Annotated in this window: 18 protein-coding genes; 8 read left to right on the forward strand and 10 right to left on the reverse strand. The window is 70.1% G+C overall.

Translation table 11 applies throughout. The features are described from left to right. Position 1 precedes the first annotated feature (1 nt). The 5 genes from ACG04Q_RS10030 to ACG04Q_RS10050 form a co-directional block, all read right to left on the reverse strand. A complete protein-coding gene (locus ACG04Q_RS10030) occupies positions 2-1,336 on the reverse strand; it encodes a sensor histidine kinase (RefSeq protein ID WP_394510767.1) in 1,335 nt (444 codons plus the stop codon). 70 nt (positions 1,337-1,406) lie between these two features. Next, positions 1,407-2,066 (reverse strand): response regulator, encoded by a 660-nt coding sequence (locus tag ACG04Q_RS10035; RefSeq protein ID WP_394510768.1) that lies wholly within the window; start codon positions 2,064-2,066, stop codon positions 1,407-1,409. Positions 2,067-2,107: 41 nt separating this feature from the next. Continuing rightward, positions 2,108-3,472: a sensor histidine kinase gene (locus tag ACG04Q_RS10040; RefSeq protein WP_394510769.1), complete on the reverse strand. Its 1,365-nt coding sequence runs from the start codon at positions 3,470-3,472 to the stop codon at positions 2,108-2,110. Beyond that, the gene (locus ACG04Q_RS10045; protein ID WP_394510770.1) at positions 3,441-4,127 is read right to left on the reverse strand and encodes a response regulator transcription factor; all 687 of its coding nucleotides are present in this window, start codon (positions 4,125-4,127) and stop codon (positions 3,441-3,443) included. The genes ACG04Q_RS10040 and ACG04Q_RS10045 overlap by 32 nt, the downstream gene beginning before the upstream one ends. Further along, on the reverse strand, positions 4,127-4,945 hold the full coding sequence (locus ACG04Q_RS10050) for a MipA/OmpV family protein (RefSeq protein WP_394510771.1): 819 nt from the start codon (positions 4,943-4,945) through the stop codon (positions 4,127-4,129). The genes ACG04Q_RS10045 and ACG04Q_RS10050 overlap by 1 nt, the downstream gene beginning before the upstream one ends. A gap of 370 nt (positions 4,946-5,315) precedes the next feature. Here ACG04Q_RS10050 and ACG04Q_RS10055 point away from each other — a divergent pair, with 370 nt between their 5' ends. Continuing rightward, on the forward strand, positions 5,316-5,471 hold the full coding sequence (locus tag ACG04Q_RS10055) for a hypothetical protein (RefSeq protein WP_394510772.1): 156 nt from the start codon (positions 5,316-5,318) through the stop codon (positions 5,469-5,471). A 260-nt stretch (positions 5,472-5,731) separates the two neighbouring features. Here ACG04Q_RS10055 and ACG04Q_RS10060 read toward each other — a convergent pair whose 3' ends face one another. The 4 genes from ACG04Q_RS10060 to ACG04Q_RS10075 form a co-directional block, all read right to left on the reverse strand. Beyond that, on the reverse strand, positions 5,732-6,166 hold the full coding sequence (locus tag ACG04Q_RS10060; protein WP_394510773.1) for a universal stress protein: 435 nt from the start codon (positions 6,164-6,166) through the stop codon (positions 5,732-5,734). Positions 6,167-6,232: 66 nt separating this feature from the next. Then, the gene (locus tag ACG04Q_RS10065; protein ID WP_394510774.1) at positions 6,233-7,054 is read right to left on the reverse strand and encodes a sulfurtransferase; all 822 of its coding nucleotides are present in this window, start codon (positions 7,052-7,054) and stop codon (positions 6,233-6,235) included. A 2-nt stretch (positions 7,055-7,056) separates the two neighbouring features. After that, a complete protein-coding gene (locus ACG04Q_RS10070) occupies positions 7,057-7,959 on the reverse strand; it encodes a DMT family transporter (protein WP_394510775.1) in 903 nt (300 codons plus the stop codon). After that, positions 7,959-9,071, reverse strand: coding sequence for an aromatic ring-hydroxylating oxygenase subunit alpha (locus ACG04Q_RS10075; RefSeq protein ID WP_394510776.1), 1,113 nt, complete (start codon positions 9,069-9,071; stop codon positions 7,959-7,961). The genes ACG04Q_RS10070 and ACG04Q_RS10075 overlap by 1 nt, the downstream gene beginning before the upstream one ends. 230 nt (positions 9,072-9,301) lie before the next feature. Between ACG04Q_RS10075 and xseB the strand changes: the two genes are divergently transcribed. Genes xseB through dxs form a run of 3 tightly spaced genes read left to right on the forward strand, consistent with a single transcriptional unit; the run spans position 9,302 to position 12,353 of the window. After that, positions 9,302-9,556, forward strand: coding sequence for an exodeoxyribonuclease VII small subunit (xseB, locus tag ACG04Q_RS10080; RefSeq protein ID WP_394510777.1), 255 nt, complete (start codon positions 9,302-9,304; stop codon positions 9,554-9,556). Positions 9,557-9,559: 3 nt separating this feature from the next. Beyond that, entirely contained in the window at positions 9,560-10,447 is an 888-nt protein-coding gene (locus ACG04Q_RS10085; RefSeq protein ID WP_394510778.1) for a polyprenyl synthetase family protein, read from the forward strand. 10 nt (positions 10,448-10,457) lie between these two features. After that, a complete protein-coding gene (gene dxs / locus ACG04Q_RS10090) occupies positions 10,458-12,353 on the forward strand; it encodes a 1-deoxy-D-xylulose-5-phosphate synthase (RefSeq protein WP_394510779.1) in 1,896 nt (631 codons plus the stop codon). Here dxs and ACG04Q_RS10095 read toward each other — a convergent pair. Beyond that, the gene (locus ACG04Q_RS10095) at positions 12,301-13,209 is read right to left on the reverse strand and encodes a LysR family transcriptional regulator (RefSeq protein ID WP_394510780.1); all 909 of its coding nucleotides are present in this window, start codon (positions 13,207-13,209) and stop codon (positions 12,301-12,303) included. The genes dxs and ACG04Q_RS10095 overlap by 53 nt on opposite strands. A gap of 70 nt (positions 13,210-13,279) precedes the next feature. Between ACG04Q_RS10095 and lysA the strand changes: the two genes are divergently transcribed. The 4 genes from lysA (at position 13,280) to ACG04Q_RS10115 (ending at position 17,394) form a co-directional block, all read left to right on the forward strand. Then, positions 13,280-14,530, forward strand: coding sequence for a diaminopimelate decarboxylase (lysA, locus tag ACG04Q_RS10100; RefSeq protein WP_394510781.1), 1,251 nt, complete (start codon positions 13,280-13,282; stop codon positions 14,528-14,530). Between the two features lie 36 nt (positions 14,531-14,566). Next, positions 14,567-15,637: a Gfo/Idh/MocA family protein gene (locus ACG04Q_RS10105; RefSeq protein WP_394510782.1), complete on the forward strand. Its 1,071-nt coding sequence runs from the start codon at positions 14,567-14,569 to the stop codon at positions 15,635-15,637. 78 nt (positions 15,638-15,715) lie between these two features. Beyond that, positions 15,716-16,297 carry an acyltransferase gene (locus ACG04Q_RS10110; RefSeq protein WP_394510783.1) on the forward strand — a complete coding sequence of 194 codons (582 nt, stop codon included), beginning with the start codon at positions 15,716-15,718 and terminating at the stop codon, positions 16,295-16,297. After that, a complete protein-coding gene (locus tag ACG04Q_RS10115) occupies positions 16,297-17,394 on the forward strand; it encodes a DegT/DnrJ/EryC1/StrS family aminotransferase (RefSeq protein WP_394510784.1) in 1,098 nt (365 codons plus the stop codon). Before ACG04Q_RS10110 ends, ACG04Q_RS10115 begins: the two co-directional genes overlap by 1 nt. The last annotated feature ends 32 nt before the right edge of the window (positions 17,395-17,426 follow it).

Consider the following 17,426-nt stretch of genomic DNA (forward strand, 5'->3'; position numbering starts at 1 on the left):
GCTAGCCGCGCCACCGCAGCACGACGCTGCAGCCTCGCCCGCCCAGCCCGTCCTCGATGTGCACGCTGCCGCCCAGCCGGGCCGCCGCGCGGCGCACGATGGCCAGGCCCAGCCCCGTGCCGGCCACGTCGGCGCCGGCCGCACCGCGCCAGAAGCGGCCGAACGCCGCTTCCCGCTGCGCCGGCGGGATGCCGGGGCCGTCGTCCGCGACGGCGAGGCTGAGCCCTTGCGGACCGCCGGCCAGGGTGATGGCGATGCGCCCGCCCGGCGGCACGTAGCGCAGCGCGTTGTCGACGAGGTTGTTCAGCACCGACTCGAACGCCGTGCGGTCCATCCGGGCAGGCAGGCTGGGCGGCCCGTCCAGCGACAGCTCCAGCCCCAGGTCCAGCGCGCGGGCCGCCTGCGCCGCCAGCGCCTGCTGGACGACGGCGGCCAGGTCCAGCGCCTCGTCGGCGGCGGGACGGCCCTCGTCCAGCGTCGCCAGCGTCAGCAGCTGCCGGCTCAGGTGCGCGCTGCGCTGCAGCGCAGCGTCCAGCGCGGCAGCGGCCTCATGGCGCTCGGCGTCGCTGGCCGCATGGGCCAGCACGTGGGCCTGCGCGGCAACGACGGCCATCGGCGTGCGCAGCTCGTGGGCGGCGTCTTGCACGAAGGCGCGCTCGCGCTGCAGCTGGCCGCGCAGCCGCGCGAGCAGGCCGTCGAAGGCCGTGACGAGCGGCCGCAGCTCGTCATGCCGCGGCGTGAGGCCCAGTGGCGACAGGTCCTGCGCGTCGCGCGCGGCGACGCGCTCGGCCAGCTCGTTCAGCGGCCGCATGCCGCGGCTCACGGCGATCCACAGCGGCAGCAGCACAACGGGAAAGGCCAGTAGCAGCGAGGGCAGCAGCTCGCGAACCAGCCAGCCCAGCACGGCGGCGTCCGCCACCCGGGGTTCGGCCAGCGTGAGGCGCCACGGGCCGGCCTGGGCCTGCGCCTGCCAGTGCGTCGTCGTGGTGGCGCCGGCGGCGCCGGGCGTGGCGAACACCTCGCGGCCTGTCGCGTCGGCGAGGCGGAACTCCACGTCGCCCGGCAGCAGGCCTTCCGCGCGGCGCAGCCGTTGCGTCTCGCGCGCACGGGCCTGCACGATGAGGGCGGCGTCGCGTGCGAGGGGCACGTCCGCCAGCGACGTGGCGATCGCATCGGCCAGCGTCTGCACGCCGGGGCGCGTGGCCATCTCGTGCTTGAACTCGGTGAACTCCAGCGCCAGCAGCGCCGCGCCGGCCAGCGCGAACGCGAGCAGCAGCGCGCCGACGATGCGGCGCAGCAGCGAGGGCCGCCACAACGCCTGCAGCAGCGGCTTCATGCCGCACCCTTCGCGCTGCGCGCTGGCCCGCCAGGCGGGAGTCGAGCCCCTTCGGATGGCCGTGCGGGGCTCACGCGACGAGCTGGTAGCCGATGCCGCGCACGGTGCGGATGCGCTCGGCCCCGATCTTCTTGCGCAGGTTGCTGATGTGCATCTCCAGCGTGGCGGCGTCCACGGGCTCGTCCAGCGGGGCGAGGCGCTGCGCGATGCGGCCCTTGGCGACGACGGCGCCGGGCTCGCGGGCCAGCTCGACGAGCAGCTGGAACTCGCGCGCCGTCAGCGGCAGCGGCTGGCCGGCCAGCAGCGCGGCATGGGCGCGGGGCTGGACGACGAGTTCGCCGAACTGCCAGTTCTCGTGCGCCTGGCGCGCGCTGCGGCGTACGACGGCGTGGATGCGCGACACCAGCTCGGGGATCGCGAACGGCTTGAGCACGACGTCGTCGGCGCCGCCGTCCAGCCCGGCCAGGCGGTCTTCCAGCGCCGTGCGTGCGGTGATGACGATGACGGGCGTGGTGGCGTCCGCGCGCCGCCATCGCGTGAGCAGGGCCAAGCCGCTGCCGTCGGGCAGGCCCAGGTCCAGCAGCACGCAGTCGGCGGCCACGTCGGCCAGCTGCAGCGGCGCGTCCTGCGCGCGGCGCAGCCATTCGCAGCTGAAGCCGGCCTGCTGGCGGAAGGCGGCCTGCAGGCTGCGGCCGAGGTCCAGATCGTCTTCGATGAGCAGCAGGTGCATGCCGGTCATTGTGGCCGGCGCGGCTCAAGCGCGGCCAAAGGTCAGGGCACCGTCGACACCAGCAGCCGCAGGCCCGGGTCGCCGTGCCTTGCGGTCAGCGTCCAGCCATGCGCCTGGGCGATCTCCTGGCAGATCGCCAGCCCCAGCCCGGCCCCGTGGTCGCGGCGGTGGGCGCCGCGCCAGAAGCGGGCGAACAGCTTGGGCAACTGCTCGGGCGTGACGCCGGGGCCGAAGTCGCGCACCGACAGCGTCGTCGCGTCCACGTCGATGACGATGGCGGTGCCGGCCGGTGCGTGCTGTGCGGCGTTCTCCAGCAGGTTCTTCAGCAGCGTGAACAGCGCGCCGCGGTCGGCATGCCAGCTCACCGGGCCGGACTCGCTGGCCAGCGTGATGCGCACCTGGGCGGCACGCACCATGCGGTCGAGGTAGTCGATGGCCTCGCGGGCGACGTCCGGCACGTCGACCGGCGCGAAGCTGTAGTTGTGCGCCTCGCTCGCCTCTGCCAGCAGCAGCAACTGCTGCACCTGGCGCGTCATGTGCTCGATGTCGCGCAGCAGCGCGTCACGCTCGGCGCCCGCGGGCGTCAGCTCGATCTGGGCGCGGATCAGGGCCAGCGGCGTCTTCAGCTCGTGGGCCGCGGTGGCGAGGAACTCCTGCTGCACGCGATAGCCGTGCTCCACGCGCTCCAGCACGCGGTTGAAGCTCTCCACCAGCGGCGCGATCTCGGTCGGCGCGCGCTCGCTTTGCAGCCTGGCATGCAGGGAGCGGGGCGAGATCGCCGCCGCCGCCGCCGACAGTTCCTGCAACGGCTTTTGCACGTGGCGCATCGTGATGAAGGCGCAGACGCCGAACACGAACAGCAGCACCGCGCTGAACAGGCCTATGCCTATGCCCATGAAGGGCAGCGCGAACTCCAGGCGGATCAGCTCGGCCAAGCGCGCGCTGTTGGCCATCTGGAAATACCACTGCCGTCCGCCGCGCTCCAGGACGGCGGTGGCGCCCTGGAACGGAACGCCAGCCCGGGTGAAGTCAATGCGGCCGGGCTTGGGCGCGCCAGGCTGGCCGCTGCTGGGCGGCCAGAAGGCATCGCCCGCCGACGATTGCAGGACCACCCTGCCCGAGCTGTCGAGGACGCGATAGGCCACCTCTTCCTTCATGGTCTCGAAGACCCAGGCATGCTCGTCGTCGAATCCGACGGGCGTGCCTGATGCGTCGAACACCATGTGTTCGCCCAACCCTTCGGCGTTCTGGTTGACGTCTTCCTCGACCAGGATGGGGCTGCGCAAGGCAAGCAGACCTTTGATCACCAGCACGATGATCAACACGCTGAGCACCACGCCGGCGATGTAGGCGAGGATGACCTTGACGCTGAGGCTATTCGTCCACGCCCGCTTCACGAAGCGCATATCCCAGGTTCCTCACGTTGACGATGCGCTGGCGCGACCCCACGGCGCCCAGCTTGCGGCGCAGCCGGTGCAGGGCCACGTCCAGTGCATTGGGTGTCACGGCCTCGTCCAGCCCCCAGCCGGCCGCTTCCAACGCGCCACGCCGGACGGTCTCGCCGGCTTTTTCCACGAGCAGCAGCATGATCTGCATCTCGGCTGCCGCCAGCGTGATGCTCTCGCCGCCGCAGCCCAGCGTGCCGGCTTCGGGGCGCAGCTGCAGATCGCCCAGCCGGGGCGCGAGCGTGCGGCTCTGCGCTGGCCGGCGCAGCAGGGCGCGCACGCGCGCCACCATCTCGTCCATGGCGAAGGGCTTGGCGAGGTAGTCGTCGGCGCCAGCCTCCAGCCCCTCGACGCGGTCGTGCAGCGCGTCGCGGGCCGTCAGCACGAGGCAGGGCGTGCCCAGCCCCGCCTCGCGCAGCCGCTTCAGCAGCGCCAGCCCGTCACCGCCCGGCAGGCCGCGGTCGAGCACCAGGGCGCGATAGGGAATCTGCTGCAGCGCGGCCCAGGCCGTACTCACCCGGTCGACCGCATCGACGGCGATGCCGGCGTTGGCCAGCCCCTGGCTGATCAGCTGCGCCAGCCGTTCGTGATCCTCGACCAGGAGAATGCGATTCATCAGAAGCGGTAGAGATAGCCCAGCAGCACCCGGTTCTCGGTGGAGCGATCGACCAGCGGGCTTGCCTTGATCTGCTTGGCCAGGCGCGTGACGCCGACGTCGAGGAACAGGGAATGGTGCCGGTCGAACATGTAGGCGCCGCGCAGGCCCAGCTCGGTGTTGACGCCGCCCGTAGCGGTGTAGGCCGAGCGGCCCACCTGGGCCTCATGGCTGCGAACGCCGAAATAGTAGTCGACGTACTTCTTGTCCAGCCACACGGCGCCCAGGCGTGGCGTGAGCATCGCCTGCGGCCCGAGCTGGAAGTTCTTCTCCAGCATCAGCCCGAAACGCCGGCCCTTGCTGTGGCCGGACGCGTCCGCCGACACCTCGGCACTGAGGTGGGCGAGGTCGTTGCGCCAGGTGGCCTTGGCCCCCACCCAGAACCCGTCCTTGCGTTCGTTCATGCCGTTCAGGATGGGGGCGTCGCCGGCCTCGTAGCCGGAGGGATCGAAGCGGCCGACCAGGCGCAAGTCGATGGACTGCCGGTCGCCGAGCACGAGGCGTGGCAGCTTGATCTCGGCGCCCAGGCCGGCGAACTTGAACCAGCGGTTCTCGTAGCTCAGCATGGGCAGCGCGCGCGTCTCGCGGTTCATGCCGGCATAGGGTTGCTGCTTGGAGATGGCCGCCACGCCCAGCCCCCAGGACGAGGCTTCGGCCGGCTGGCCGTCCTTGTCCGCGGGTGCCGCCATGGTCGCCAGTGGCGCCGTCGTGGCGCAGGTCAGCAGCAGGCGCATCAGCGTCGAAGGCAGTCGGGAGGTGGAGAAGTACAGCGGTCGCATGGGCAGTCCCGTGACGGGCAGGTTGAAAGGGCGGCCATCGTCGGCGAGCCGGTCTTACCGACGACTTACCAGGGCGGCGGCCGTGAACGCCGGGCGCGGTAAGTCCCCGGAAAGTCGGGCGGCCGAATAGTCGGCCCGATGAGATCCACACGCCCTTTCCGCCTCGCCTGGGCCGCTGCCGGCCTGCTGAGAACTTTGACGGCCATGCGGCCGGCTGCCGGCGCTCAGGCCGTCTCGCCGGCCGCGCCTGCCGGGCAGGGCCTGCAGCGCGCCCCTGTCGCCTCATGCGCCTCGCCCGCCACGGGCGACGGCCCGCAAGCCATGCCGAGTGATCGAGGCGGCCCGGGCTTCGCATCGCCGAGGACATGACATGCAAACCGCCACCCGGCGTCTTCTGTCGACCCTGCTCCTCGCCGTCGTCGGTACCGCCGTCCTGCTCGTCAGCGCCGCGCATGCCCCGGCAACGGAGCCAACGCCATGGCCGGCTTGCAGCCTGCTGGCCCAGATTCCGCTCGCGCCGCGGTAAGTGAGCGGCGAGACGACCCCGGCCCCGATGGCCGCGTCATCAAGGAAGCGCGCACTCGCACGCTGTCTGACTTCGCCCGCTTCGGCGCCAACACGATCGTGGGCCTGCTGGGTGTGGGGGGCGTGGCCACGTGCTGGGGCCTGCCCCGCCATGGCGAGGGCTTTGGCGACACGCCGCGCGCGACGCGTGGTTGCGGCGGCGCTTGCAGATCGAGAACGACCGGGCAGACGGCAAGGCCGCTGCGGCCAGGCCCGCTGGGGCTACTTGACGATGAGGACGGGCAGGTCGATGTGCGTCAGCACCTTCTGCGCCTCGCTGCCCAGCAGCAGCGCGGCAAAGCCCTTGCGGCCGTGCGAGGCCATGACGATCAGGTCGGCGTTCTCGGCCTTGGCATGGTCAACGATGGCCTCCCAGGCGTGCAGCGCCTCAATGGTGTGGCCCTTGCAGGCCATGCCCTGCGCGGCGGCCGTGGCGCAGACGTCCTCGACGCGCTTGGTGGCCACGCGCTGCTGCGCCTCGATGAATTCCTGCGGCGGCACCGGCTGGATCTCGGAGACCGCGCTGTAGGGGAAGGGCTCCATGACGCTGAGCGTCAGCAACTGGGCGCCATGGACCTTGGCGAGCTGGATGGCCGTGTCCACCGCATGGGCGGTGATGTCGGAGCCGTCGGTGGGAACCAGGATGCGCTTGAACATTCGCTCCTCCAGTCGTTGCGGAGGACCCCAGTGTGGCCCATTGCCGGGCGCGCCGCTTGTCGGAGATCAACCCTTTGCGAGCGGGCGCGACGGGTCGGACGACCACTCGCTCCAGGAACCGGCGTAGAGCACGCCCCCATCCGGTGCGGCCAGGCCGGCATGCGCCATCGCCAGCAGGTTGTGGCAGGCGGTGACGCCGGAGCCGCATTGGTGCACGACGGTGCCGCTGGCGAGAGGCGCAAGCTCGGCGCGCAGCTGGTCGACGGGCTTGAAGCGGCCGTCGGCACCGAGGTTGTCCTTGAAGAAGCGGTTGCTGGCGCCGGGGATGTGGCCGGCGGCCTTGTCCAGCGGCTCGACGTCGCCGCGGAAGCGCTCGGCGGCGCGGGCGTCGATGAGGCGTACCGTGCCCAGCCGCTTCAGCAGCGTGGCGGCGTCGATCTGCTGCACCAGCGGCTCGCCGGGCTGCCAGGCGCTGGGCGCGGCGGCGGGTAGGGCGGTGGTCAGCTCGCCATCCCAGGCGCCGTCCAGCACGGCGACCTCGGCGTGGCCCAGCCAGCGCAGCATCCACCAGACATGCGCCGCGTAGGGGCCGCCCTGCCGGTCGTAGGCGACGACCTGGCGGCCGGCGGCCAGGCCCAGCCGGCGCATCAGCGCGGCGAAGGCGTCGCGCTCCGGCAGCGGGTGGCGGCCGCGGAAGGCGCCGTCGGGCCCCGTGGTGGGGCCGCAGCAGTCGCGGTCCAGGTGCAGGTAGAACGCACCGGGGATGTGGCCTGCGGCGTAGGCGCGCTCGCCGGCATCGGTGTCGGCGAGGTCGAAGCTGCAGTCCAGGATCAGCGGTTCCTGCAGCGAGCGCAGCTCGGCGGCGGAGATCAGCGTGGTGTAGTCCATGGTCAGGATTCGTTGGGGTTGAACTGGCTGTCCTTCGGGGGCGGGGCGACCTTGGCGCGCAGCAGCGTCGCTGCGATGCCGGCGCCGATGATGAGCAGCATGCCCACGGCGGCGGGCCAGGTCAGCCGGTCCTTGAACAGCAGCATGCCGTAGCCGAACGAGAACACGATGCCCAGGTACTGCAGGCAGGCGTTCACCAGCGGCCGCCCGATGGCGTAGGCGCGGGTCAGGCAGACCTGGGCGGCGGTGGCCAGCAGGCCCACGGCCAGCAGCAGCGCGGCGCCTTTCAGTGAGTGCGCCTGCAGGCCGCCTTCGGTGACGGCGGTGACCAGCGCGCCGGCGATGGCGCCGCCCACCGAAAAATAGAAGACGACGCGCAGCTCCGGCTCACCGGCGCGGCCCAGCGCGGTCACCTGCAGATAGGCCATGGCGGCCAGCATGCCCGACAGCAGGCCCGCGAGGCCGTGCCACAGCTGCTGTTCGTCCACCGTGGGCCGCAGGATCAGCGCGACGCCGACGAAGCCCAGCAGCACCGACGCCATCAGCCGCCAGTCCAGCTTGCTGGCCCCCATCAGCACCGCGCCGCCCAGCAGGAACAGCGCCATCCAGACCGAGGACATGTAGTTCAGCGTCATCGCCGTGGCCAGCGGCAGCTTGCCGATGGCGTAGAACCACAGGCACAGCGACGTGACGCCGGAGATGCTGCGCCACAGGTGCATGCCCGGCACCCGGGTCGCCAGGCTGACGCCTTGCTGGCGCGTCAGCAGCGCCATGGCCACCATGCCGACGAGGCCGCGGTACATGACGATTTCGCTGGCGGCGTAGAACTCGCTGGCCAGCTTCACGCAGACGCCCATGGTGGCGAACAGCAGCGTCGCCGCGACCATGAGCAGCGGCGCCGGCATTAGAGCTGTGCGCCTATTTCTTTGCGATACCACTCGTGGAAGTGCTGCATGCCGTCTTCCATCGGGCTTTGATAGGGGCCGCGCTCGTCGTCGCCGCGCATCATCAGCGCCTTGCGGCCGGCGTCCATGCGCTCGGCGATCTCGTCGTCCTCCACGCAGGTCTCCATGTAGGCGGCCTGGTGGGCCTCGACGAAGTCGCGCTCGAAGGCGGCGATCTCCTCGGGGTAGTAGAACTCGACGAGGTTCACCGTCTTCTGCGGGCCCTGCGGATGCAGCGTGGACACCACCAGCACATGCGGATACCACTCCACCATGATGTGTGGGTAGTAGGTCAGCCAGATGGCGCCCGCCTCGGGCGGGCGGCCTTCTCGGTACTTCATGAGCTGGTCGTGCCAGCGCTGGTAGACCGGCGAGCCGGGCCGCTCCAGCCCCTGGTGCACGCCCACGGTCTGCACCGAGTGGTGCTTGCCGAACTCCCAGGCCAGGTCGTCGCAGGTGACGAAACCGCTCAGGCCGGGGTGGAAGGGGCCGACGTGGTAGTCCTCCAGGTAGACCTCGATGAAGGTCTTCCAGTTGTAGTTGCACTCGTGGACCTGCACCTTGTCCAGCACAAAGCCGGAGAAATCCAGCTGCGCACGCGGCCCGAGCTGGGCCAACTCGGCGGCGACGTCATGGCCGTTGTCCTCGAACAGCAGGCCGTTCCACTCCCGCAACTTGTAGTGGTTCAGGTTCAGGCAGGGGTCGTGGTCGAAGTGCGGCGCGCCGATCAGTTCGCCCTGATGTGAATATGTCCAGCGGTGCAACGGGCACACGATGTTGGACTTCGTGTTGCCGCGCCCGCGCAGCATGACGGCCTGGCGATGCCGGCAGACGTTGGAAATCAGCTCGATACCTTGCGACGACCGCACCAGCGCCCGACCTTCACCCTCCTGCGGCAGCGCGTAGTGGTCACCGATTTCGGGGACGGCCAGTGCATGGCCGACATAGCGGGGCCCTCGCTGGAAGATGCCTGCCAGCTCGCGCTGGAACAGATCGGGGTCGAAGTAGGCGCTCACCGGGAGCTGGGTCTGGCTGCGTTGTAGCGCCGAGACGGGGAGGCTCAGGTCGGACATGATCCAGGCGGGTCTTTCAGGCGGGTAGGGGTGCTGCGTCCCTCCGGCGCATCTCGGCGGTGCCGAGTCGGCCAGGTTGCTAAGGTGTGGGGGAGTCGGACTGCGCGTGCGCGCGTCCGCGGGAAAGGGTCGGGATTCTACCCAGGGCGTCGGGCCGGGGCTACAGCGGGCTTTTGGTTGCGCGGGAATGTCAAAACCCGCTGACTACAATTGCTGTTTCGCGTTTTGAAATGACGACCAAGTCCTCCCCCCGTGCCAAGGCCGCCGCAGCAGACGGCAGTGAAACCAGCTACGAGCAGGCGCTCGACGAGCTGGAGCGCCTGGTGGCGGCGATGGAGGGCCAGCAACTGCCGCTGGACCAACTCCTGCAAGCCTACAAGCGTGGCGCCGAGCTGCTGGCCCTGTGCCGCGGCCGGCTGCAGGCCGTGGAGCAGCAGGTGAAGCTGCTGGACGGCGCCGAGCTGAAGGCCTGGGAGGGCTCCTGAACCATGGATGCAAAGGACTTTGACCACTGGGTCGACACGTCGCTGACCGCCTTCGAGGCGGCCCTCGATGCGCTCGTGCCGGCCACCGCGCCGGCCGGCCTGGGGGAGGCGATGCGCTACGCCGTGCTGGGCGGCGGCAAGCGGCTGCGCCCGCTGCTGGTGCTGGCCAGCTGTGCCGCAGTGAACGGCGACGCCTTCGCGGCGATGCGCGCTGCCTGCGCCGTCGAGCTGATCCACGCCTACTCGCTGGTGCACGACGACATGCCCTGCATGGACAACGACGTGATGCGCCGCGGCAAGCCGACCACCCACGTGGCCTTCGGCGAAGCCCAGGCGATGCTGGCCGGCGACGCGATGCAGGCACTGGCCTTCGACGTGCTGACGCCCGACGAAGGCATTGCCCCGGCGCTGCAGGCGCGGCTGTGCGCGCTGCTGGCCCGCTCGTCGGGCCATGACGGCATGGCCGGGGGGCAGGCCATCGACCTGGCCAGCATCGGCAAGCAACTTGACGAGTGCACGTTGCGCGACATGCACCGCCGCAAGACCGGCGTGCTGCTGCAGGCCAGCGTCATGATGGGCGCGGCCTGCGGTCCGGCGTCGGCAGCGGCCACGAAGGCGCTGTCGGACTATGGCGCTGCGCTGGGCCTGGCCTTCCAGGTCGTCGACGACATCCTCGACGTGACGCAGGACTCGTCGGTGCTGGGCAAGACCGCCGGCAAGGACCAGGACGCCAACAAGCCGACCTACGTCAGCGTGCTGGGCCTGGATCCGGCCAGGGCGCTGGCCCAGCAACTGCGTGCCGAGGCCAAGGCGGCGCTGGCGGCCAGCGATCTGGCGGACGTCAGCCACCTGAGTCTGCTGGCCGACTCCGTCGTCGAACGCGTGAACTGAGGGTTTCGCCATGGACTACACGCTGCTGAACGGCATCAACAGCCCGGCCGACCTGCGCCGGCTGCCGCGCACCGAGCTTCCGAGGGTCGCCGACGAACTGCGCGCCTATGTGCTGGAAAGCGTCTCCAAGACGGGTGGCCACCTCGGCTCCAACCTGGGCACCGTCGAGCTGACGGTCGCGCTGCACTACGTCTTCAACACGCCGGAGGACCGGCTGGTGTGGGACGTGGGCCACCAGACCTACCCGCACAAGGTGCTGACGGGCCGCCGCGACCGCATGGGCTCGCTGCGCCAGCTGGGTGGCATCAGCGGCTTCCCGCGCCGCGACGAAAGCGAGTACGACACCTTCGGCACCGGCCACTCGTCCACCAGCATCTCCGCCGCCCACGGCATGGCCATGGCGGCCAAGCTCAAGGGCGAGGACCGCAAGGCCGTGGCCATCATCGGCGACGGCTCGATGACGGCCGGCATGGCCTTCGAGGCGCTGAACAACGCCGGCGTGGCGCACGGCGGCCTGATGGGCGACGTGCTGGTCATCCTGAACGACAACGACATGTCGATCAGCCCGCCGGTCGGTGCGCTGAACAAATACCTGGCCCGCCTGATGAGCGGCAGCTTCTACACGGCCGCGCGCGAAGGCGCCAAGAGCGTGCTGAAGAACACGCCGCTGTACGAGTTCGCGCGCAAGTTCGAGGAGCACACCAAGGGCATGGTCGTGCCCGGGACCATCTTCGAGGAGTTCGGTTTCAACTATGTCGGCCCGATCGACGGGCATGACCTGGAATCGCTGATCCCGACGCTGGAGAACCTGCGCGACAAGCGCGGCCCGCAGTTCCTGCACATCGTCACGAAGAAGGGTGCCGGCTACAAGCTGGCCGAGGCCGACCCGGTCAAGTACCACGCCGCTTCCGGCAAGTTCGACCCCGCCGTGGGCTTCGTCAAGCCTGCCACGCCGCCCAAGACGACGTTCACGCAGGTGTTCGGCGACTGGCTGTGCGACATGGCCGAGGCCGACTCGCGGCTGGTGGGCATCACGCCGGCCATGCGCGAGGGCTCGGGCATGGTGGAGTTCCACAAGCGTTTCCCGCAGCGCTATCACGACGTCGGCATCGCCGAGCAGCACTCGGTGACCTTCGCCGCGGGCCTGGCCTGCGAAGGCATCAAGCCGGTCGTCGCGATCTACTCGACCTTCCTGCAGCGCGCCTACGACCAGATGGTCCACGACGTCGCCATCCAGAACCTGCCGGTGCTGTTCGCGCTGGACCGCGCGGGCCTCGTCGGTGCCGACGGCGCGACGCACGCCGGCAACTACGACATCGCCTACACGCGCTGCATTCCCAACATGGCCGTGCTGACGCCGGCCGACGAGGACGAATGCCGCCAGGCGCTGTACACCGGCTTCCTGCATGACGGCCCGGTCACCGTGCGCTACCCGCGCGGCGCCGGTGCCGGCGTGGTGCCGGTCAAGCAGATGACGGCGCAGGCCTGGGGCAAGGGTGAGGTGCGCCGCAAGGGGCAGCGCGTGGCCATCCTGGCTTTCGGCACCTTGCTCTATCCGGCGCTGGAGGCGGCGGAGCGCCTCGACGCGACGGTCGCCAACATGCGCTTCGTGAAGCCGCTGGACGCCGAGCTTGTCGCCGAGCTGGCACGCACGCATGACGCCCTGGTCACCGTCGAGGACGGTTGCCTGATGGGCGGCGCGGGCAGCGCGGTGACCGAGGCGCTCAATGCTGCCGGCATCACCGTCCCGGTGCTGCAGCTGGGCTTGCCGGACGAGTTTGTCGAGCATGGCGACCCGGCCAAGCTGATGAGCCTGTGCGGGCTGGATGCCGCCGGCATCGAGGCCAGCATCGTCAAGCGGTTCGGGGCAAAGCCCCAGGTCGTCCGTTCGACCGCAGCGCGCTGAGCAGGGCATCGACCAGCGGCTGCGCCGGCCGGTGCAGCGGGATCAGCGCGGAGACCCGGTAGGGAATGGCCACCGCCAGCGGCAGGACCACCAGGCCCTCGCCTGCACATGCCGTAGCCGTCAGCGGGTTGACGATGGCCACGCCCAGGCCGGCCCGCACCAGCTCGCAGACGGCCACGGCGCTGTGCGTCTGCACGCGCAGGCGGCGCGCGATGCCAGCCGCATCAAAGCGTGCATCGATCTCACGCCGGTAGGGGTCGTCGCTGGCCAGGCTGATGAAGTCCTGCGCCTCGAAATCCTGCAGCGCCAGCCGCCCGCGCGACGCGAGCGCGTGGCCGGCCGGCAGCACGGCCACCTCATCCGCTTCCAGCACCGGCTCCACGCGCACGCCGGGCAGCGGCGTGGCCTGTTCCGCCAGCCCCAGGTCGAAGCGCTGCTCGCTCATCCAGGCGTCCAGCAGCGGCGGCTCGGCGGGCGTGATGTCGACGCGCGCGCCCGCATGCGTGGCCAGCAGTGCCGCCAGCGCGCCGGGCAGCAGCGCGTGGCTGAGCGCGGGCAGGCTCAGCACCGTCAGCTCCGCGCCGTCGTCCCGCCCCAGCGCCTGCGCGCGCTCGATGACGCGGCCCAAGCCCTGGAAGCTGCGCTCCACCTCGTCGAACAGCGCCCGTGCCCGGGCCGTGGCCCTCAGCCGGCCGCGCTCGCGGTCGAACAGGGCGTAGCCGAGCAACTGCTCCAGCCGGGCCAGGTCGCGGGACAGCGTCGGCTGCGACGTGTGCAGCAGCGCCGCGGCGGCGGTGACGCTGCCGGCCGTCATGACGGCGCGGAAGACTTCGATGTGGCGGTGCTGGATGTCCATATCAGGAATGGATTGTCCAACGACAAATTGCAATTTGATTGAATGGATGGCGAGGCGCATGCTGCGGACCATGACCAAGCCCCTGCCTGCCGCCCTCACGCCCGCCCGCCTGCAAGCCCTGGCCGCCGAACACGGCACGCCGCTGTGGGTCTACGACGCCGCCACCATCCGTGCCCGTGCCGCATCGTTGAAGCAGTTCGACGTCGTCCGCTTCGCGCAGAAGGCCTGTTCCAACATCCACGTGCTGAAGCTGCTGCGCAAGGCCGGCGTGAGGGTGGATTCCGTGTCGCGCGGTGAGATCCTGCGCGCGCTGGCGGCGGGTTACCAACCGGGTGGCGACGACATCGTCTTCACGGCCGACCTGCTGGATCACGCGACGCTGGCCACCGTCGTCGAGCACCGCATCCCGGTGAACGCCGGTTCCATCGACATGCTGCACCAGCTGGGCGCCGCGTCCGCGGGGCATCCAGTCTGGCTGCGCATCAACCCCGGCTTCGGCCACGGCCACAGCCACAAGACCAACACCGGCGGCGAGCACAGCAAGCACGGCATCTGGCACGCCGACCTTGGTGCGGCGCTGGCCGCCATCCGCCAGCATGGCTTGAAGCTCGTGGGCCTGCACATGCACATCGGCTCTGGCGTGGACTACGGCCACCTGGCCCAGGTCGGCCAGGCCATGGTGGGCCTCGTCAAGCAGACCGTCGAGGCCGGCCACGACCTGCACGCGATCTCGGCCGGCGGTGGCCTGTCGATTCCCTACCGCGATGGCGATGCGGGCATCGACGTAGACCACTACTTCGGCCTGTGGGATGCGTCCCGCCGCGAAGCCGAAGCGCTGGTGGGCCACAAGCTCACGTTGGAGCTGGAGCCGGGCCGCTACCTCGTGGCCGAAAGCGCCGTGCTGCTAGCGGAGGTGAGGGCGGTCAAGAACGCCGGCGCCAACCGCTTCGTGCTGGTGGACGCCGGCTTCAACGAGCTGATGCGCCCCGCGATGTACGGCAGCTTCCATGCAATGACGCTGCTGCCGGCGGACGGCGTGGCGCGGCCGGTGCGCGAGTCCGTCGTCGCCGGACCACTGTGTGAGTCGGGCGATGTGTTCACTCAAGGACCCGGCGGCGAGGTGCTGACGCGGGCGCTGCCCGAGGCGCAGGTGGGCGACGTGCTGGTCATCCACGACGCTGGCGCCTACGGCGCGTCCATGTCCAGCAACTACAACAGCCGGCCGCTGGCCGCGGAGGTGCTGGTGGATGGCGAAACCGCGCGGCTGATCCGTCGCCGCCAGACGGTCGAGGAACTGCTGGCTTTGGAGACCGGTCTTTGATCGGACAATCCGGGGATTGAGTTCCCCAGATTGCCCATGCCCACGTCCCGCCCGCCCGTCCAGGGCCGCAAGGTCCGCTTCGCGCTGATCGGTTGCGGTCGCATCGCGCAGAACCACATCGAAGCCGTCAAGCGGCACGCCGAGCGCGCCGAGCTGGTGGCCGCCTGCGACACCGATGCCCATGCGCTGGCGGCCGCGGTCGCGAAGACCGGCGCACGCGGTTTTTCGTCGCTGACGGCGCTGCTCGCGGCCAAGGACGAATTGGGCATCGATTGCGTCGTGCTGACGACGCCCAGCGGCCTGCACCCGCGCCAGGCCATCGAGGCCGCCGCGGCGGGCCTGCACGTGATGACCGAAAAGCCCATGGCCACGCGCTGGCAGGACGGCCTCGCGATGGTCAAGGCCTGCGACGACGCCGGCGTGCGCCTGTTCGTCGTCAAGCAGAACCGTCGCAATTCGACGCTGCAGCTGCTCAAGCGCGCCGTGGCCGAGGGCCGCTTCGGCCGGCTCTACAACGTGGCCGTCAACGTGTTCTGGACGCGCCCGCAGGCCTACTACGACAGTGCCGACTGGCGGGGCACCTGGGAGTTCGACGGCGGCGCGTTCATGAACCAGGCCAGCCACTACATCGATCTGCTGGACTGGATCATCGGCCCGGTGGAGAGCGTCATGGCCTACACCGGCACGCTGGCGCGCAACATCGAGGTGGAGGACGCCGGCGTGGCGGCGCTGAAGTGGCGCAACGGCGCGATGGGCACCGTCAACGTCAGCATGCTGACCTACCCCAAGAACCTGGAAGGCTCGATCACCGTGCTGGGCGAGAAGGGCTCGGTGCGCATCGCCGGCGTGGCTGTCAACGAGATCACGCACTGGCAGTTCGACACGCCGCACGAGATGGACGCGCAGATCGCCGACGCGAGCTACGAGACGACGTCGGTCTACGGCTTCGGCCACCCGCTGTACTACGACAACGTCATCAACACGCTGCGCGGCGAGGCGCAGGCCGAGACCGACGGCCGCGAGGGGCTGAAGTCGCTGGAGCTGCTCATCGCGATGTACATGAGTGCGCGCGACGGCAAGCGCATCAACCTGCCTTTGAGTTACTGAAATGCCCCCCCATTCACTTCGTTCATTGCCCCCCGAGGGGGCGCTCGCGCCCCTGGGGCGGCCCGGCGGGCGCGCCTGATGAGCATCACGATTCACCCCTCGGCCATCGTCGACGACGGCGCCCAGCTCGGCGACGGCTGCCGTGTCTGGCACTTCGTGCACATCAGCGCGGGCGCGCGCATCGGCGAGCGCTGCTCCTTTGGCCAGAACGTCTATGTCGGCAACGACGTCGCCATCGGCAACAACGTCAAGATCCAGAACAACGTGTCCGTCTATGACGCGGTGACGCTGGAGGACGACGTGTTCTGCGGCCCCAGCATGGTGTTCACCAACGTCTACAACCCGCGCTCGGCCGTCGCGCGCAAGGACGAGTACCGGCGCACGCTCGTGAAGCAGGGCGCGACGCTGGGTGCCAACAGCACCATCGTCTGCGGCACCACCATCGGCCGCCATGCCTTCATCGGCGCCGGCGCCGTCATCAACCGCGACGTGCCCGACTTCGCGCTGATGGTGGGCGTGCCGGCCAAGCAGATCGGCTGGATGAGCCGCTTCGGCGAGAAGCTGGCCCTGCCCGTGAAGAGCGCCGAGCCTGTCGAAGCCACATGCCCGCACACGGGCGACCGTTACCGCCTCACCGGCCAGCAACTCACTTTGATCTGATGGACTTCATCGACCTCAAGAGCCAGTACGCGGCGCTGCGCGACAACATCAACGCCCGCATCCAGGCCGTGCTGGATCATGGCCAGTACATCCTCGGCCCCGAGGTCAAGGAGATGGAAGCGGCGCTGGTGGCCTACACCGGCGCGAAGCACTGCATCAGCGTCGCCAGCGGCACTGAGGCGCTGCTGATCTGCCTGATGGCGCTGGACCTGCAGCCCGGCGACGAAGTCATCACCAGCCCGTTCACGTTCGCGGCAACGGCCGAGATGATCGTGCTGGCCGGCGGCGTGCCGGTGTTCGTCGACATCGAGCCAGACACGGCCAACATCGACGCGACGCAGATCGAGGCGGCCATCACGCCGCGAACGAAGGCCATCATGCCGGTCAGCCTGTATGGCCAGGTGGCGGACATGGACGTGATCAACGCCATTGCCGACAAGCACGGCCTCGCCGTCATCGAGGACGCCGCGCAGAGCTTCGGCGCCAGCTATCAATCCAAGAAGAGTTGCAACCTGTCCACGTTTGGCTGCACCAGCTTCTTCCCGAGCAAGCCGCTGGGCTGCTACGGCGACGGCGGCGCCATCTTCACGAGCGATGACCGGCTGGCCCAGGCCTGCCGCGAGATCCGCACCCACGGCCAGAGCCAGCGCTACCTGCACACCCGTCTGGGCGTGGGCGGGCGCATGGACACGCTGCAGTGCGCCGTCGTGCTGGGCAAGCTGGATCGCTTCGGCTGGGAGATCGAGCGTCGCCTGGCGCTGGGCGACGCCTATGCGCGCAAGCTGCAGGCCGCGGCGCCGGGCCTGCAGCTGCTGGCCGTGCGCGACGACCGCGATTGCGTGTGGGCCCAGTACACGGTGTTCGTCGATGACCGCGAGGCCGTGCAGGCGGCGCTGAAGGCCGCCGGCATCCCGACCGCCGTGCATTACCCGCGGCCGCTGCATCACCAGCCCGCCTATGCCCAGTACGGCCACCCGGACGCCTGCCCGAACAGCGTCGCCGCGGCCCGCCGTGTGATGAGCCTGCCGATGAGCGCCGACCTGACGGACGAACAGCAGGACCACGTCGTCAGCGCGCTCGCGGCTGCCATCGGCTGAGGCCGTTAGCGCAAAGTCCGGTCATCATCCGG

It is taken from the genome of Pelomonas lactea (genome assembly GCF_043555885.1).
Lineage (GTDB): Bacteria > Pseudomonadota > Gammaproteobacteria > Burkholderiales > Burkholderiaceae_C > Pelomonas > Pelomonas lactea.

Excerpts from the sequence above, each read along its gene's own strand:
- ACG04Q_RS10070 (WP_394510775.1), bottom strand. The coding sequence starts at position 7,959 with ATGCCGGCGCCGCTGCTCATGGTCGCGGCGACGCTGCTGTTCGCCACC.
- ACG04Q_RS10115 (WP_394510784.1), top strand. The coding sequence starts at position 16,297 with ATGGACTTCATCGACCTCAAGAGCCAGTACGCGGCGCTGCGCGACAAC.
- ACG04Q_RS10050 (WP_394510771.1), bottom strand. The coding sequence starts at position 4,945 with ATGCGACCGCTGTACTTCTCCACCTCCCGACTGCCTTCGACGCTGATG.
- ACG04Q_RS10030 (WP_394510767.1), bottom strand. The coding sequence starts at position 1,336 with ATGAAGCCGCTGCTGCAGGCGTTGTGGCGGCCCTCGCTGCTGCGCCGC.
- ACG04Q_RS10060 (WP_394510773.1), bottom strand. The coding sequence starts at position 6,166 with ATGTTCAAGCGCATCCTGGTTCCCACCGACGGCTCCGACATCACCGCC.
- ACG04Q_RS10055 (WP_394510772.1), top strand. The coding sequence starts at position 5,316 with ATGCAAACCGCCACCCGGCGTCTTCTGTCGACCCTGCTCCTCGCCGTC.
- dxs (WP_394510779.1), top strand. The coding sequence starts at position 10,458 with ATGGACTACACGCTGCTGAACGGCATCAACAGCCCGGCCGACCTGCGC.
- ACG04Q_RS10105 (WP_394510782.1), top strand. The coding sequence starts at position 14,567 with ATGCCCACGTCCCGCCCGCCCGTCCAGGGCCGCAAGGTCCGCTTCGCG.
- xseB (WP_394510777.1), top strand. The coding sequence starts at position 9,302 with ATGACGACCAAGTCCTCCCCCCGTGCCAAGGCCGCCGCAGCAGACGGC.
- ACG04Q_RS10065 (WP_394510774.1), bottom strand. The coding sequence starts at position 7,054 with ATGGACTACACCACGCTGATCTCCGCCGCCGAGCTGCGCTCGCTGCAG.
- ACG04Q_RS10095 (WP_394510780.1), bottom strand. The coding sequence starts at position 13,209 with ATGGACATCCAGCACCGCCACATCGAAGTCTTCCGCGCCGTCATGACG.
- ACG04Q_RS10085 (WP_394510778.1), top strand. The coding sequence starts at position 9,560 with ATGGATGCAAAGGACTTTGACCACTGGGTCGACACGTCGCTGACCGCC.
- ACG04Q_RS10040 (WP_394510769.1), bottom strand. The coding sequence starts at position 3,472 with ATGCGCTTCGTGAAGCGGGCGTGGACGAATAGCCTCAGCGTCAAGGTC.
- ACG04Q_RS10075 (WP_394510776.1), bottom strand. The coding sequence starts at position 9,071 with ATGTCCGACCTGAGCCTCCCCGTCTCGGCGCTACAACGCAGCCAGACC.
- ACG04Q_RS10045 (WP_394510770.1), bottom strand. The coding sequence starts at position 4,127 with ATGAATCGCATTCTCCTGGTCGAGGATCACGAACGGCTGGCGCAGCTG.
- ACG04Q_RS10035 (WP_394510768.1), bottom strand. The coding sequence starts at position 2,066 with ATGCACCTGCTGCTCATCGAAGACGATCTGGACCTCGGCCGCAGCCTG.
- ACG04Q_RS10110 (WP_394510783.1), top strand. The coding sequence starts at position 15,716 with ATGAGCATCACGATTCACCCCTCGGCCATCGTCGACGACGGCGCCCAG.
- lysA (WP_394510781.1), top strand. The coding sequence starts at position 13,280 with ATGACCAAGCCCCTGCCTGCCGCCCTCACGCCCGCCCGCCTGCAAGCC.